This window comes from Hymenobacter sedentarius, assembly GCF_001507645.1.
Classification (GTDB): domain Bacteria; phylum Bacteroidota; class Bacteroidia; order Cytophagales; family Hymenobacteraceae; genus Hymenobacter; species Hymenobacter sedentarius.
Genome location: NZ_CP013909.1, coordinates 944783 through 960965, shown reverse-complemented (window position 1 = coordinate 960965; position 16183 = coordinate 944783). Strand labels below are relative to the sequence as shown.

14 protein-coding genes and 1 tRNA gene are annotated in these 16183 nt (G+C 62.7%); 9 read left to right on the top strand and 6 right to left on the bottom strand.

Going from position 1 to position 16183, the window contains the following annotated elements; translation table 11 throughout:
• Window positions 1–262 precede the first annotated feature (262 nt).
• Window positions 263–640, bottom strand: a complete 378-nt coding sequence (locus tag AUC43_RS04015) for a hypothetical protein (RefSeq protein ID WP_157780921.1) — start codon at window positions 638–640, stop codon at window positions 263–265.
• A 422-nt stretch (window positions 641–1062) separates the two neighbouring features.
• On the opposite strand from AUC43_RS04015, the gene AUC43_RS04010 reads away from it, so the two are divergent.
• From AUC43_RS04010 to AUC43_RS03980, 6 genes are all read left to right on the top strand, one after another.
• Window positions 1063–2097 carry a quinone-dependent dihydroorotate dehydrogenase gene (locus AUC43_RS04010; RefSeq protein ID WP_068198194.1) on the top strand — a complete coding sequence of 345 codons (1035 nt, stop codon included), beginning with the start codon at window positions 1063–1065 and terminating at the stop codon, window positions 2095–2097.
• A gap of 553 nt (window positions 2098–2650) precedes the next feature.
• The gene (locus AUC43_RS20820; protein ID WP_157780920.1) at window positions 2651–2857 is read left to right on the top strand and encodes a hypothetical protein; all 207 of its coding nucleotides are present in this window, start codon (window positions 2651–2653) and stop codon (window positions 2855–2857) included.
• Between the two features lie 56 nt (window positions 2858–2913).
• Window positions 2914–3894, top strand: a complete 981-nt coding sequence (locus tag AUC43_RS03995) for an aspartate carbamoyltransferase catalytic subunit (protein WP_082684898.1) — start codon at window positions 2914–2916, stop codon at window positions 3892–3894.
• Window positions 3895–4060: 166 nt separating this feature from the next.
• Window positions 4061–5338, top strand: a complete 1278-nt coding sequence (locus AUC43_RS03990) for a dihydroorotase (RefSeq protein WP_068190192.1) — start codon at window positions 4061–4063, stop codon at window positions 5336–5338.
• Between the two features lie 144 nt (window positions 5339–5482).
• On the top strand, window positions 5483–6016 hold the full coding sequence (gene purE / locus AUC43_RS03985; protein WP_068198191.1) for a 5-(carboxyamino)imidazole ribonucleotide mutase: 534 nt from the start codon (window positions 5483–5485) through the stop codon (window positions 6014–6016).
• A gap of 23 nt (window positions 6017–6039) precedes the next feature.
• Window positions 6040–7263, top strand: a complete 1224-nt coding sequence (locus AUC43_RS03980) for a 5-(carboxyamino)imidazole ribonucleotide synthase (protein ID WP_068198189.1) — start codon at window positions 6040–6042, stop codon at window positions 7261–7263.
• Between the two features lie 163 nt (window positions 7264–7426).
• Here the strand turns inward: AUC43_RS03980 and AUC43_RS20815 are convergent, their stop codons facing one another.
• Entirely contained in the window at window positions 7427–7585 is a 159-nt protein-coding gene (locus tag AUC43_RS20815; protein WP_157780919.1) for a hypothetical protein, read from the bottom strand.
• Between the two features lie 79 nt (window positions 7586–7664).
• Between AUC43_RS20815 and AUC43_RS03975 the strand changes: the two genes are divergently transcribed.
• Window positions 7665–7886: an integrase core domain-containing protein gene (locus tag AUC43_RS03975; protein WP_068198188.1), complete on the top strand. Its 222-nt coding sequence runs from the start codon at window positions 7665–7667 to the stop codon at window positions 7884–7886.
• A 21-nt stretch (window positions 7887–7907) separates the two neighbouring features.
• On the opposite strand, the gene AUC43_RS03970 is transcribed toward AUC43_RS03975, so the two are convergent.
• From AUC43_RS03970 to AUC43_RS03955, 4 genes are all read right to left on the bottom strand, one after another.
• Complete coding sequence (locus AUC43_RS03970; protein WP_068190189.1) at window positions 7908–10451, bottom strand: T9SS type A sorting domain-containing protein; 2544 nt, start codon at window positions 10449–10451, stop codon at window positions 7908–7910.
• A 526-nt stretch (window positions 10452–10977) separates the two neighbouring features.
• Window positions 10978–11832 (bottom strand): Arm DNA-binding domain-containing protein, encoded by an 855-nt coding sequence (locus tag AUC43_RS21415; RefSeq protein ID WP_157780918.1) that lies wholly within the window; start codon window positions 11830–11832, stop codon window positions 10978–10980.
• A 150-nt stretch (window positions 11833–11982) separates the two neighbouring features.
• A tRNA-Thr gene (locus AUC43_RS03960) sits at window positions 11983–12055 on the bottom strand.
• A 108-nt stretch (window positions 12056–12163) separates the two neighbouring features.
• Window positions 12164–12928 (bottom strand): hypothetical protein, encoded by a 765-nt coding sequence (locus tag AUC43_RS03955; protein ID WP_068190184.1) that lies wholly within the window; start codon window positions 12926–12928, stop codon window positions 12164–12166.
• A 192-nt stretch (window positions 12929–13120) separates the two neighbouring features.
• On the opposite strand from AUC43_RS03955, the gene AUC43_RS20805 reads away from it, so the two are divergent.
• The gene (locus tag AUC43_RS20805; RefSeq protein WP_157780917.1) at window positions 13121–13381 is read left to right on the top strand and encodes a DUF4834 family protein; all 261 of its coding nucleotides are present in this window, start codon (window positions 13121–13123) and stop codon (window positions 13379–13381) included.
• A 158-nt stretch (window positions 13382–13539) separates the two neighbouring features.
• Window positions 13540–16137, top strand: a complete 2598-nt coding sequence (locus AUC43_RS03945; protein WP_157780916.1) for a YfhO family protein — start codon at window positions 13540–13542, stop codon at window positions 16135–16137.
• Window positions 16138–16183 lie beyond the last annotated feature (46 nt).

Genomic DNA, 16183 nt, shown 5'->3' with positions numbered 1-16183 from the left:
TCAAATAAGCGGACGATACCAAGCCCTCTACAGGAGCCTGCAGGTTGAGCTGGGTTAAAATGGGCCCCTAGCTGTTACGTAGCGGGCCCGTAGCATTTAGCTTGAGTACCGGAAAGCCATGCAAAGTACTGGGAAGGCTCTTTAATTGCCGCGAGGGTTTTGGCCCCGCATTTCGTTCCATTAGGAACCACGAAGAAACAACTCGTAGCCGACTCCCGAAAAAGACCGTTTTCCTGAACTTTGGGTGCGGGGTGGCGCTGTGTTAATAAAGCACTTTTTTAAAAGCATAGCGCGCTTTCCGGCCTTGGGTAATCAGCACCAAAGTATCCGAATCATTCTTCTTTTGGAGGCTATCGCCAATGGCGGCCATGGCCAGAAACCCCGCCGCGCCCCCCTGTTGCTCCGCCGGGAAAAACCGGTAGCGCCGGTGGTTATCTAATTCGACCGCGACCGAAAAGCCATGGTTTTGCCGGTCAAGGGAGTGGATTTGTCCCGCAAATTCGGCGCGATAAAGGGACTCGTACGCGGCCTCATTGGCGTGGTATACATAGTAAAAAGCGGCTAGCCCCAACAGCAGCATGAAGGCAAAAATCCACCACGTTCTCTGTAAAAAGGTTCTTATCACCTGGAGGTTATTCACAACGAAAGATACCCTCCTTTCGGCAACCCACTAGCAGCGGCCCGCTACCCGGTGCCTGGAAGCTACTGCAGCATGTGGCGAGTTTACGAAACCCGTCTACGATTCTTCGTTTACGACACGTGCCGAGGAGACGAGTTTCGTAAACTCGAAACCAGGCGCTCCATAGCAGAGCAATCTGACACGACTATGCCATATTTGCTCCCGGGTGGCGGATTGAGCTTCGCCGGCTTGCTGGCAAACTGCGTTTGCCTGTTTCATCGCCCGCCATGCCTGTTCGGCCTCCTGCTCCTATGATGTCATTTCTGGTTCCCGCGGTGCTTGGGCAAGGCGGTGGCAGATGTCACAAGACATTATTCCGGCCCTATGCCTGGTTTTAGAGGACTTATTCACTGAACTTAACCGCCAATTTGGCCCCGCTGCCCGTGTATAAGCCCGTCGTCAAACCCCTGCTCTTCTCCCTCGACGCCGAGCGCGCCCACCACCTGGTTTTCGACAACCTGCGCCGGGCGGCGCGAGTGCCGGGTACCAAAGCGCTGCTGCGGGCACTGTATGATTTCCAGCACCCCAGCCTGGCGCGGGAGGTGTTTGGGTTGAAATTTCCCAACCCGGTGGGCTTGGCGGCGGGTTTTGATAAGAACGCCGCGCTGACGGACGAGCTGGCCACGCTGGGCTTTGGCTTTGTGGAGATTGGCACGGTGACGCCCCGGCCGCAGCCCGGCAACCCGCCGCCGCGCCTGTTCCGGCTGCCGCAGGACGAGGCACTGGTGAACCGGATGGGCTTCAACAACGACGGCGCGGCCGTGGTGGCGGCCCGGCTGGCCCGGCGCCAGAACCGGCAGCTCCTCATCGGAGGCAACATTGGCAAAAACAAGGATACGCCCAACGAGCAAGCCGCCGCCGACTACGTGGCCTGCTTCGAGGCCCTGGCCGAGGTAGTCGATTATTTCGTGGTCAACGTGTCGTCGCCCAACACGCCCAACCTGCGGCAGCTGCAGGAGAAAAAGCCGCTCATTGAGCTGCTGCAGCAAGTGCAGGCCCGCAACCTGGCCCGCCCCACGCCCCGCCCGCTGCTGCTCAAAATTGCGCCTGACCTCACCGATTCGCAGCTCGACGACATTCTCGAAATAGCCCGTGAAACGCAGCTCAGTGGCCTGGTAGCCACCAATACCACCATCAGCCGCGATAATCTGGGCACCGAGCCGGGCTACGTGGCCTCGCTGGGCGCGGGCGGGCTGAGCGGCCGGCCGTTACGGGCACGGGCCACCGAAGTCATCCGCTACCTGCACCAGAAATCCGACGGCGCACTGCCGATTATTGGCGCAGGCGGCATTCACTCGGCGGCCGATGCACAGGAAAAGCTAGCCGCCGGGGCTTCGCTGATTCAGCTTTATACTGGCTTTATCTACGAAGGGCCGGCGCTGGTGAGCCGAATAAACCGGAGCCTGGTGCGGGGCTAACGCGCTGTGCCCGCCCTGATACCAATAGCGGGTAAGCGGCACGCCCAGAACCGTAGGCCACCCCCAGCGCCGGTACGCTGCCCCGCCATTGTGCACGGCCGGGGCCACAAAAAAGCCCGTGAAGCCGGCCCCGATGTGCGGACAGCGGTTGAGGGCCAAGAAGGTGTCCAGGGCGACGGACGCTGCTAGGGTGGCACCGTAACCGAAAGATGACTGCCCGCCCGGGTTCGACCAAACCCTACCCCCTCGATATTCATTGTGCCGGCCGAAAATGAAGCCGCCCATGAACTACCGAGTAGTTCATGGGCGGCTTGCCGCCGAAGAATGGCGGCCTGCCAGCGGAGGCTGCGGAATAAAAAGCTAAAGTTAAAAGGGATGGTGCTTGCCAAGCAATTGGTTACGCGGGCCATAATTTTTTTGATGGCGAACAGAATGATAAAAAGCGCGTCGTTTAGCCCGTTGGGTCGAAAATACAATGCGAGAAAAGCGGTGAGAAAAAATTAACATTGCCGATGATGAATTGCCGGGCCTAACAATGCTGTAATTTTGCATCATGCTTCAACCAAAAAACTTGTTGATGAAGCGCGGGACCCTGCTCGGCTGGGACCCGCGAATGGGCCGGAAGGTCTTCGCCACCATCGGTTCTCCCGATTTTGCCTTTGGTATTTCCGTTGCTTTTTCTTGGTTTTGCCCCGCCACCGTTTCGGATTCCGAAACGGTTTTTTTATGTCCAATGAGTTGGGCGTTGTTAAACAAATAGGGTAAAACCTCCGACTCGCAAGTACTGACCACGTACATGTTTTCCCCAACTCCGGTATGGCACGTAAAGACCTGCTCGACATCGCATCCCTTCACCGTGAGGAAATCGAGTTTTTGCTCGACCAATCCACGTCCTTTAAAAAACTGTTCACCCGCTCGGTGAAAAAAATCCCCGCCCTCGAGGGCAAGTCCGTGCTCATGCTGTTCTATGAGGCCAGCACCCGGACGCACTCCTCCTTCGAGGTTGCCGCCAAACGCCTCTCGGCGGAGGTAACGAACTTCGACGTCGCCCACTCCTCCATCACCAAGGGCGAGTCGGTACGCGAGACGATTGAGACGCTCCAGGCCATGCGCACCGACTACATCGTCGTCCGCCATGGTCACCCCGGCCTGCCCGCCATGATAGCCCGCCAAACCACGGCGTCGGTCATCAATGCCGGCGACGGGGCACACGAGCACCCCACCCAGGCCCTGCTGGACGCCTTCACCATTAAGGAAAAATTCCCTGACCCCCGGGGCAAAAAAGTCCTCATCATCGGCGATATTCTCCACTCCCGCGTCGCGCGCTCCACCAGCACCCTGCTGCAAAAGCTGGGCGTTGAGGTCGCTTACCTGGGCCCGGGGTCGCTGGTGCCCAAGTACGGCCCGGCAACCATCCCCCGCTTCACCGACTACGAAGCGGCCATGGCCTGGGCGCCCGATGTGGTGTACCTGCTCCGCGTGCAGCTGGAGCGCCAGGACGTGCAGTTTTTTCCCAGCGTGCGCGAATACCACCGGGTCTACGGCATCACCACCGCCCGGCTGGCGGAAATCCGCGACCGCGGCCTCTACATCATGCACCCCGGCCCCGTAAACCGGGGGGTTGAGCTGTGCGACGCCGTCATGGACTACGAGCGCAGCCTCATCACCAACCAGGTCGAAAACGGCATTTCCGTTCGCATGGCCGTGCTCGACTGGCTCACGCCGGGCGGAGACTTCCCGCGGCAAGAAGCGTATGCTGCACCGCAGCAAGCCAACTCACCGGTGGTTACGCCCTAAGGGCCTCTCCTAAATAGGCGGTCATGCTGAGCTTGTCGAAGCATCTCTGCCGCGCAAGTAAATAATTACTATTGCCGTAGAGATGCTTCGACAAGCTCAGCATGACGTTCATCTTCAATAGCCACAATCCCCCTATCCTTTGCCGGTTTACAGCCCTCATCTAACTATGCTCCTCCTTCAAAACGCCCGCCTCGCCACCGAAAATTCACCCGTGCTTGTCGAGGGCGATGTCCTGATTGTCGAAGGAATAATTCAGCAAATCGGCAAAAGCCTCGCCGTTCCCGAGGGCGCCCGGGTCATCGAAGCACGGGGCCGGGTTCTGATGCCGGGCATGTTTGATGCCCACGTTCATTTCCGCGCCCCCGGGTCTGAAAACAAGGAAACCATCACCACGGGGAGCGAAGCGGCCATCAACGGCGGCGTTACCGGCGTGGTCATGATGCCCAACACCCGCCCGGCCCTCGACTCGGCAACCGCGGTGGCCACCGTGCTGGAAAATGCCAAGGAACGGGCCCGCATTCCGGTGTACACCTCCGGCTGCGTCACCAAAAACCGCGAGGGCAAGGAACTGGCGGAAATCGAGGGCATGCGCGAACTCGGGGTGAAAATGCTCACCGACGACGGGGACACCACGCACGACCCGGCGGTGCTGCTGCGGGCCATGCAGTACGCCACCGAGTTTGGGATGTTTTTCGCCAGCCACTGCGAGGTGCCGGAACTAGCGGGGCCGCGCGCCCTGAACGAAGGGGTGATGAGCTATCGGCTCGGCATCAAGGGCTCGCCGGCGTGCGCGGAGGAAATCATCATCGACCGCGACATCCGCCTGGCCCACGCGGCGGGCGCGCACGTCCACATCCAGCACGTGTCCAGCAAGCTCGGCATGGAAACCATCCGCTGGTGGAAATCCCGCGGCGATGTGAAGGTCACGGCGGAAGTGACCCCACACCACCTAATGTTCACCGACGAGCACATCGGCGACTACGACACGAACTATAAAATGAACCCACCGCTGCGAACGCAGGCCGATTGTGATGCCCTGCTCGAAGGGCTCAAAGAAGGCGTCTTCGACCTCATTGCCACCGACCACGCGCCGCATACGCCGTTCGAAAAAGCCCAGGATTTCATCAGCGCGCCCAATGGCATCACCGGCTTGGATACGGCCCTGGTGTCGCTCTATCACCACTTCGTCGAGCCCGGAAAATTCGGGTGGGACGTGGTGGTGAAGCGCTATTCGGCGGAGCCGCGCCGCCTGATGGGCCTGCCGGTAGCCGCCCTCGAAGTCGGCCAGCCAGCCGATTGCGTTTTGTTCGATACCGAAGCAGAAACCACCTTCACGAAGGAGTTCATGAAATCTAAATCCCAGAACACGCCCTTCATCGACCAGGCGCTGAAAGGCCGGGTAGACCTGGTGATTCTAGGTACGGAAATCCTGCTGGAGCGCTGATAGGCAGCGCTAACCCAGATAATAGTCGTCCGTCATGCTGAGCGGAGTCGAAGCATCTCTACCGCTTCGCTCACACGGCTGCAACGAAGCGGTAGAGATGCTTCGACTCCGCTCAGCATGACGTTCTTTTTCGATTTGTTTCTCATGAGCACCCTTCCTACAACCAACACATCCAGCCCCAGCGCTACCCCGGGCACGCCACTAATCGGCGTGGTCATGGGCTCCAGCAGCGACTGGGACACCATGCAGCATGCCGTGCAGATGCTGGCGCACTTTGGCGTGGCCCACGAAGCACGCGTGGTGTCGGCCCACCGCATGCCCGACGACTTGTTTGCCTACGCCGAACAAGCCGGCCCGCGCGGCCTGCAGGCCATCATTGCCGGCGCGGGTGGGGCCGCCCACCTGCCGGGCATGATGGCCGCCAAAACCACGGTGCCCGTGCTGGGGGTGCCGGTGGCCAGCCGCCATTTGCAGGGGGTGGACTCACTGCACAGCATCGTGCAAATGCCCAAAGGGGTGCCCGTGGCCACATTTGCAATTGGCAATGCCGGGGCGGCCAATGCGGCCTTGTTCGCGGTCAGCCTGCTGGCCCTGCACGACCCGGGCCTGGCAACCAAGCTGCAGGTGTTTCGCGCCGAACAAACCGAAGCGGCTCGCGCCATGACGCTGCCAGTATGAACGACGGTATTCACGCTGCCGCCATGCTCCCAATTTTCCCGGGCAGTATAGACGCCGCGGGCCAGCCGGCGACGCTGGGGGTGCTGGGGGGCGGCCAACTGGGCCGCATGTTTGTGCACGCCGCCCAGCGCTTGGGCTACTTCACCGCCGTGCTGGAGCCCGACCCGCAAAGCCCGGCCGGACAGGTGAGCCACCACCACATTCAGACCGACTACGACGACCCAGCCGGGCTGAGGCAGCTAGCCCAACTGTGCCAGGCCATTACCACCGAGTTTGAAAACGTGCCCGCGCAGGCCCTGCAAACGCTGGCGCTGACCCGCCCCGTAGCGCCTGGCGCGGCTGTGGTGGGTATTGCGCAAAACCGCATCGAGGAAAAAGCCCACTTCACGGCCTGCGCCGACGTGTCGGGGGTGAGCTGCGCGCCCTATGCGGTGATTGAAACGCGGGCCCAGCTGCAGGCCGTCCAGGAAAAGCGGGCTGATTTGCTGCCCGGCATCCTGAAAACCGCGCGCATGGGCTACGACGGCAAGGGCCAGATCCGCGTCAAGACCGCCGGTGAGCTGGCCGCTGCCTGGGCAGAGCTGGGCGGCGTCGCCTGCGTGCTGGAAAAGATGCTGCCGCTAACCGCCGAATGTTCGGTGCTGGTGGCGCGCGGCTGGGACGGGCGAGTTGTCAGCTTCGCCCCGCAGCGCAACGTGCACGTCGATGGCATTTTAGCCGTGACCCACGCGTACGAAGGAAATATGCCGTTAGACCTGGCAAATAGCGCCCGCGACGCGGCCGTTTCCATCGCGCAACATCTGGGCTATGTCGGGGTGCTATGCGTCGAGTTTTTTGTGGTGGACGACGGCAGCCCGCACGGTGGCCTGGTGGTCAATGAGATGGCCCCGCGCCCGCACAACAGCGGCCACTACACCCTGGATGCCTGTGACGTGTCGCAGTTTGACCTGCAGGTCCACGCCATGGCGGGCTTGCCCTTGCCGCAGCCGCGCCAGCATTCTCCGGCCATCATGCTCAACCTGCTGGGCGATGTGTGGCTTGACGGCAGCGGTCAACTGCAGGAGCCTGACTGGCGCCCTGTGTTGAGCCTGCCGGGAACGCACCTGCATCTGTACGGCAAGCTGCGCGCGCTCGCAGGCCGTAAGATGGGCCACCTGACCATCACCGGCCCGGATGTCGCCAGTGTCAAAACTGTGGCGCGGCGCGCCGCTGGTTTGCTCGGCTTGCCGGGGCTGGATGCCATCTAGGTGCCGTCGTCTGCTCTTGACCAAGCCAGCGCGTTTAGATTCGGACCGTGGGTGGTGCAGAAGCCTTGGGTAAGTCTCCTAAACCCATCTGCGTCGGTGCGCCGCCCTAAAAAAACTTCCTTTTGCCAGACATGCACCTAATGAGGCAACCACAGGTGGCTGGTTATTCTGGAGCAAGCCGGTAGCTGGTACTGCGCCCGCCGGCGCCTTCGTGCACGCGCAAAGTCGTCGGGTGGGACGTGCGCGACACGATGCTGGAGGGCTTGGTCAGTGAGGCGTTGCGGCGCGCCTTGGCCGTGCGCCGCCCACCGGCTGGACTCATCGTGCACTCCGACTAGGACAGCCAGTACACGGCCACCCGCTTTAAAGACCTCGTCGCAAAACACGGGGCCGTGCAAAGCATGAGCCGGCGCGGCAACTGCTACGACAACGCCCACGCCGAATCGTTTTGGAGCCGCTTCAAAGCCGAACTGCTCGACGGCGTCCGCTTTCCTGGCCTAGCCGAGGCCCAGCTCGAAATCAGCCATCACATCGCCGAACGACGTCATTCTTCGCTCGGCTATCACTCGCCCAACCACTTCGAAAAGCAACTGCAAACCACGTCCCAATTGTGTCCGGCTTAGCTAGACCACCTCATAGGTTACTTATTCCACAACCAGTCGCTTGCTGATGGTACCCTGTGCTGTGGCAATGCGCAGCGAATACACGCCAGGGGCTACCCCTAGTAGCGCCACCTGCAAGGCAATGCCGACGCCCGGAAGCGCCTGGCTGCGTATCACCCGGCCCAGCGCATCGACCAGCTCCGCGGTGTGGGCCGTACGGTGCAGCTCGGCGGGCAATACTATAAAGACGGCCTTGCGGGCCGGGTTGGGGTAGAGCGCTACTAAGGCATTCAGGTGCCGGTCTTTGGTAGCCGTTATAATGCCTTGCGGCCAGTAAATGCCGAAATTGGACAGCACCCTGCTGCCATCGGCAACAGTGGTAAAGCTACCGCCGGCGTACATTTCGCCGCTGCTGCCAAAGACGATGGACGTGACCATATCATACGGGGAGCCGCCAACACTACTCAGGCCTGTGCCCAATGCGCTCCAGCTCGTGCCATTCCACTTGGCAATGTTGCGGGCCGTCACCCCGCCGGCCGAGGTGAAATGCCCTCCCGCGTACACGTTGCCGCCCATTACGGCGATGGCCTGTACGCCACCGTTGCTCATCCCAATCGCGCCGCTCACCCCCGTGCCCAACCCGCTCCAACTCGTGCCATTCCATTTGGCGATGCCGTTAGCGGCTACCCCGTTGGCGGTCGTGAAAAAGCCTCCCACGTAGAGGTCCGGGCCGCTCACCGTAAGGCCGCTGAGTACCCCATTCATTCCGGTTCCCAGGGCATTCCAGCTGGTGCCGTTCCACTTGGCAACGAGGTAATCGACTCCCCCGCCAGCCCTTAGGGAGTAGCCCCCAACGTACACGTCGCCGCCGTTCACGGCCAGCGCCTGGGCAATGCCGTTGAATCCCGAGCCGAGCGCGCTCCAGCTGGTCCCGTTCCACTTCGCAACGCGGTTAGCAGCAACACCGCCGGCCGTGCCGAAGGAGCCCGCCGCATATACATCGGTGCCGCTCACAGCCAGGGCATACACATTGCCGTCCACGCCCCGGTCCAAGGGGCTCCACTCGGTACCGTTCCATTTGGCAATGTTGTTGGCGCTCCAATTGCCAGCCGTGTTGAACTGCCCCCCGGCGTACAGGTCGTTCCCGCTCACGGCCAAGGCGTAGACCCGAAAGTCCATTCCCTTTCCCAGCGCACTCCACCCGGTGCCGTTCCACTTGGCCACGCAGTTGGCGACGACTCCGCCGGCCGTAGTAAAGTCGCCCCCGGCGTATACGTCATTGCCGCTCACGGCCACGGCGTGGACCTTGGCGTTAAATCCCAGCCCCCTTTCCAGTGCGGTCCAGGCGCTGCCGTCCCATCGCGCAATGTTGTTCGCCGCTCCCCCCCCAGCGGATATGTAATACCCGCCGGCATAGACGTGGCTGCCGTTCACGGCCAGCGCAAACACGTGCGTGTCGGGTGCCATTCCCATTCCGGCGCTCATGGCACTCCAACGCGTGCCGTTCCACTTTGCCAAGTGGTTGGCTTTCACGGCGCCGACCGTGAAAACGTTGCCCCCCGCGTAGGTAAAGTCGCCCGCCGCGTAGACCTCCGTACCGTCTACGGCCAAGGCATGGACATCCCGGTCCACTCCCTTGCCGACTGCGCTCCAACTCGTGCCGTTCCACTTGGCGATGTGGTCCGTGTCCACGAAGCCGGCCTTGGTGAAGTTACCTCCCGCGTACACGTCCGAGCCGCTCACGGCCAAGGCGTAGACGTTGCTGTTAAATCCCGCGTCCAGCGCACTCCAACTCGTGCCGTTCCACTTGGCCACGCGGGCGGCAAAGACCCCGCCGGCCATCCCGAAGGCCCCCCCCGCGTAGACCTCCGTCCCGTCTACGGCCAGCGCATAGACCATGCTGCTCATTCCCCCGCCCACGGCGTTCCAACCCGAGCCGTTCCACTTGGCAATATAGAACAGGGATGAACCTCCCGTGCGCGTGAAGTTGCCCCCCGCGTACACGTCGCTGCCACTGACGGCCAAGGCGTGGACGGCACCGTTAAACCCGGCGCCCAGGGCACTCCAGCTCGTGCCGTTCCACTTGGCTACGCGCGTGGCGGGAACGCCGCCGGCCGTGCTGAAGTCGCCCCCGGCGTACACGTCCGTACCGCTCACGGCCAGTGCAAAGACCTCGCTGTTTATGCCACTGCCCAAGCGGCTCCAGCGCGTGCCGTTCCACTTGGCAATGCGGTTGGCGGCGATGCTGCCCACGATGGTAAAGTCACCGCCGATGTAGATGTCGCTGCCGCTGCTAACGATGGCCTTTACCTCGCCGTTGGTGCCGGGAAGGTTGAACCCGTCCTGCCAGTTCTCGTCGCCCGCGCCGGTGGTGCCCGCGGGCCGAAAGACCGGCTTGCCGTTAGGGGCCGTCAGCATCCGGTAGCCGCTGGCATCGAACGAGCCGTTATAGCCGGCTCTGAGTGTGCCGTCAGGGTTTAGGGCATTGGCCAGGGGCTGCCCTGTGGGCGCGGGGGACCCGGCCAGCGGGCCCGACGGTGGGGTGCCGGCCCAGGCCGGGGCAGCCAGCAGCCACGCGAGAAACAAGGGGAATAACAGCGCTGCTATGGGGCTCCAAACTGGGCCGCGCGAGCGATTGGAGAGGGGTAGAGCTGTATGCATATAATTAAAAAAAGAGTATACCTATAAAAGTAGCGGGCATGCACTAGACTAATGTGATTTTGCCTGCAAAGTGCCGGAAATGACTGGTTGCCCTTAACCAGCAATGAAGCTGCGTGAGCATCTTCAGGCTCCGGGGAGTGCAGTAGGGAAAGAGCGGTGTGGGTGGTCCGTAGAGGTTGCCCTTGCGTAGCGCGGGTAGGGCGGAACCGGGCCCTGACCCGGGGCGGCCGCAAGGGGCGTCAGCTTGTGCTACCGCAGCCCGCAACGCGCGCATCCGTTGAGCTGGTTCGGCGGATTACTGCTGGGCGGCCGAGTTATTGGCCATGGTGGCGTGGTCACCAGCATCAGCCAACAGCCAAGGGGATAATCTCGTTTGCCTAACTTACCATTGAGAAAGGCCAGTTCCCCAAGCGGGAGCTGGCCTTTCTCATTCTACTAATAGGAGCCGCGACTACACGTCAATGCCATACGAGCCTTCCGTGAAGAGACCCGTAGCCGTGCGGCCATCGGCCAGGTGCACGGTGAAGGGCTGGCCGGCGTACCGGTCGGCAAAGGTCACCTTGGCGGTCATCGGGGCCTCCACGTACACAAACAGGTACATCTCCACCGGCGTGGAGCTGCCGCTGTAGAGCGGGGCAAAGTCCAGGCTCACGCCCGGGGCCGATTCAATGGTCACGCCCGCTATTGTCCCGTTCGGACCGGCCAGCGTCACCTGCCCCGCCACCGCCCCGTCCATCACGGGGGCGGGCCCCGGGGCCGTAGCCCGCTCAATTACCACGGGCGGGGTCACTACGACCGGGGGCACGTCCACCACCTCCCCGAACAGTGCGTCCGCGGCCGGCACCGCCCCGCCGTTGCCGTCCGCAATGACGTTGAAGAGCTGCACTTCCTCGCCCGGCGTGCTGGCCGCTAGGCTCGTGTTGAGCAGGCCGGGCAGGCCCGCGGTGCGCAGGTCGTGCACCAGCAGCGTTTCCATCGAGACGTTCACGCCGTAGAGTAGGTTAATCCGTTCCACGCGCGTAATCCAGTCCACGCAAGCTGCGGGCGTCGGCGCTTCGCCCGCCGCCCGCAGCTTGCGCCACCACGCCAGCGTATCGGCCGCCAGCCGCGCCAGCAGATCGTTGGCTTCCTCTGCTAAAGGGCAGGAAGCGCGGAACCGCTGCCGGTCCGCGTTCCAGTCCGCCGGCTTACACTTTTCGCCGGTGGCGCATTTCAGGCGGGCCCCGTCGAAGTACACCACCAGGTGCACCGGGCACTTGCCGGCCTTGTCTTTCTTATCCGTTCGCAATACAAATTGGGTAACCATACACAGGGGGGCGTCAGGGGGGCGTCCCTCGCGTAGGGAACCCCCGGTTTCGCGTCGGGAAGGACCGAGACCCCCGAACGCAAGAAACCCGGAAAACCCCTTCCACGACGTGAGAAGGCTTTTTCCGGGTGTTCCGGGTGTGCATGTATGAGCCTCTTATTGGACTCGAACCAACGACCTGCTCATTACGAATGAGCTGCTCTACCAACTGAGCTAAAGAGGCTTGTTACCCCACCAACGGTTTTGGAGGGGCTGCAAAGATAGGCACCGCGCCGGAAGTGGCACAACCGCCGGCCAAAAAATTTAACGGCCCGAGGCCGCGGCCTAGAACTTAGTGGCGTGCCGGCCCGGCGGCCCGCCACGCATTGTAGCGTTTCAGCACCTGGCCTACGTCGCGGGCTTTGTAGCGCTTGGTGCGCAGGTCGGCGGCCAGGGCCGGGTAGTCGGCAAAATACGCGGCGGCATCAACCGGAAAATTCCAAGCGGTAATCTCGACGAGCGAAGCCGGCGCGCGGCGGTGCAGCAGCAGCGAGTGGCCGGCTCCCAGCCGCGCCCCACTGACGCTGAGCGGGGGAAAAGACGCGGCCGTGACGGGCTGCCCGCTGCCCGCTTGGGAGGCGTATAGCTGGGGGTGCGCGGCCGTGGCGGCAGTGGGGCGTTCCAGCGGGGTGCCACCGCCGCCCGGGCGAGCCACTGCCCCGTTGGTTGGGCCATTAAAATAATACTTATAGAGCTCGACGGGCCCAGCCACCAGCTGGCGGATAAACACCCGTCGGGCTGCCCCGCTCCGGGGGCCATAGTTGAGGGCAATGGCTACGTAGCGCACGGTGTCCTGCTTGCGGATGTAGCCGTAGGCCTTCACCTCGGCGGCCATGAGGGAGAGGCGCTGGACGCCCCGCAGGGGAATGAAATCGACGCGGGCCTGCTGGGTCAGGTTGTCGTGCAGGACAATTGCGCCCCGTAGGCTGTCCTGGCCGGCCGTTACCACGTAGCCAGGGACGGTGTGCTGGGCCTGTCCGGCCCGGCTGGCCAGCAGCACGGCCAGCAAAAAGGTGTTGCGCCAGAAAGGCCTGGAGCGAATGGAAGGGGCAGACATTAGAGGAGTAGAATGATGCGGCCGCAAGGTAGATGCAGCAGTGGGTTGCAGGCTAAAACCCCCTCCAAATCGGTTAATGAATTCCAGCGCTGCCCGGCCATGCACAAGCCGCGCCGCGGCAAAGCAATTGCCGCATTCTGGCACCAGCAAGGCCCGGCCGTACCTTGCGGTCGCAATTACGTTTCAGACATTATGCGTTTCTGGCTCATCTTCATCCTTCTCTTTTTTGCAGTGCGCTACGTGCTGCCCATCGTGTTGCGGCTGGTACTGAGCGGCTTCGTGCGCAAGCAAATGCGCAACGGCGGCTTTGGGGTGCCCCCGCAGGCCCAGGCCGGCCCCACGCGGGCCCCGGGCGAAATACACGTGGATTATGTGCCGCCCGTGGCCCCGGAGGCCGATAAGCCTGCTGGGTTTAAAGGTGGCGAATACGTTGATTTTGAGGAGGTAAAATAGGCCGGGCAGGGTAGGGGTAGGAACGAGGTTTTGGCTCGGCGGCTCAACTGCCGGGGCTAATTCGGTGCGGCAGGCAGAATAGCGGGTCCATAAGTTGAGCCATCGTGCGGTTCTACTGTACCTTCGGGCACGTTTTTGTGTTCCCTAAAATTGCCCTAATGGCTGCTGTTGCTTCTGCTTCTTCTGTTTCGTCCGCGCCGTGGTGGCAGCGGGCTTTGCCGCACGTGCTGGCGGTGCTATTTTTCGTGGTGCTGGCTTGTCTGTACTTTTCGCCCATCATGTTCGAGGGCAAGACCTTAGCCCAGCACGACATCACGCAGTTTCAGGGCGGGGCCCACGAGGCACAGGAATACGCCAAGGCCATGGGCAAAGAAGCCCTGTGGACGAACTCCATGTTTTCGGGCATGCCCACCTACCTCATCAGCCTGCACTTCCCGGGCGACTGGTCGGTGTATTTGCAGAAGGTGCTGACGCTGGGGCTGCCCGCTGTGGTGGCCAACCTCTTTCTGGCTTTGCTCTGCGGCTACATTCTGCTGGTGGCGCTGGGCGTGCGGCCGCTCGTGGCCGTGGCCGGGGCCGTGGCGCTGGGCTTTTCGAGCTACAACCTCGCCATTCTGGCCGCGGGCCACAACACCAAGAGCCTGGCCCTGGCCTACGCGCCCCTGGTGCTGGGCGGCCTGCTGGTCACCTACCGCCGCGACAAGTGGCTGGGAGCAGCCCTGTTTGCCGTGGGCCTCACGCTGAACGTGCACGTCAACCACCTGCAGATTACCTACTACCTGCTGCTGCTGGTGGCTTTGTTCGGCATTTTTGAGCTGGTAGCCGCGGCGCGTGCCGGCCGGCTGCCCGGGTTTTTCAAGCGCGCGGCGTTGCTGGGGCTGGGCGCTGCCCTGGCCGTGGGCGTGAGCTTTGGCCGCTTGTATACCACGCTGGAATACAGCAAGTACAGCAACCGCGGCCGGACGGAATTAAAAACCCCGGCGCCCAACGCCCCCGGCCAGGCGGCCGCGGCCAACCCCGAGGAAGCCAGCACCGGCGTTGACCGCGACTATGCGTTTCAGTACAGCTACGGCGTGGGCGAAACCATTACCCTGCTGATTCCCAACTTTTACGGCGGCGCCAGCGCCATGCCGCTCGGCCCCGAATCTAACCTGGCCAAAGCTGGCCTGCCCCCGGAGTACCTCAGCGGCATGCCCACCTACTGGGGCCAGCAGAGCTACACGGCCGGCCCGGTGTACATGGGCGCGGTGGTGTGCTTCCTGTTTATTCTGGGCTTGTTTGTGGTGGATAAGCGCACGCGGTACTGGCTACTGGCTGGCACTGTGTTGTCGATTCTGCTGGCCTGGGGCAAGAACTTTGAGTCGTTCAACTACCTAATTTTCGACCTGCTGCCGGGCTACAACAAGTTCCGGGCGGTGAGCATGGCGCTGGTAATCGCGCAGCTGGCCATGCCCATCCTGGGCGCGCTGGCTTTGAGCCGCGTGCTGCGGCCCCGCCCCGCGGCCCAGCCCTTGGCCCCCGCCGACCCGCAGCTGCACCCCGCCCTGGCCAAAGCCGCCAAAGCGGCCGGTACTGGCTCAACTGCGCCGGTAGCCTCACCGGAAGCGGCGGCCCTGCTGCCCAAGGTGCTCTACGCGGGCGCCATCACGGCGGGCCTCTGCCTCCTGGCATATCTGGCCAGCTTCAGCTTCGACTTTGCCGCACCCATTGATAACGAGCTGACCAAGCAGGGCTTTACGCCACAGCTGCTGAGCGCCCTGCGCGCCGACCGCGCCGACCTGCTGCGCAACGACGTGTGGCGCGGGCTGCTGTTCATCGGCGCGGCGCTGGCCGTGCTGTACTTCCACCTCAAGGGCCGCCTGGCGATGGTGCCGGCCGCGGCCCTCATGGTGGCCCTGGTGCTGGTTGACCTGTGGGGCGTGGACAAGCGCTACCTCGGCACCGACAAGTTCCAGCCCACGAGCATCGCCGCCAGCTTCCAGCCCACCCCGGCCGACGAGCTGATTTTGCGCGACACCGCCTTGAGCTACCGCGTGCTCAACATGCAGAACCCCTTCAACGAAGCCCAGACCTCGTACTTCCACAAGAGCATCGGTGGCTACCACGGGGCCAAGCTGCGCCGCTACCAGGACCTGATTGAGCGCCAGATTTCTAACAACAACCAGCAGGTGCTCAACATGCTGAACACGCGCTACCTGCTCACCGGCGACCCCAAGCAGCCGGTGCAGCGCAACCCCGGCGCGCTGGGCAACGCCTGGTTTGTGAGTACGGTGAAGACCGTGAACAGCCCCGACGAGGAAATGGCCGCCCTCAGCACCCTGAGCCCCGCCACCGAAGCTGTGGTAGACGCCAGCAAGTTCCCACAGCAAAAAGCGGCTACCTACGACGCCGCCGGCTCTACCATTACCCTGACCAACTACAGCCCCGACGAGCTCAAGTACCGCTACACCGCCAAGACCGACGGCTTTTTGGTGTTCTCTGAGATTTACTACGCCGATGGCTGGCAGGCCTTTATCGATGGCAAGCCGGTGCCGCACCTGCGCGCCGACTACGTGCTGCGGGCCATGCCGGTGCCGGCCGGCTCGCACGTCATCGATTTCAAGTTTGAGCCAAAAGCGTACGCCGTGGGCAATGCCGTTTCGCTGGCGTCCAGCATCCTGCTGCTGCTGGTGCTTGTAGGCGCCGGGGTTTACCTGGCCCGCCGCAAGCAAGTGGTGGAAGACGACGTAGTAGCCACGGCCGTGCCGGTGGCCTAGCCTAGCGGCACGCGCCGCCGGCTGCGGATATTCTTAATGTAAGGGT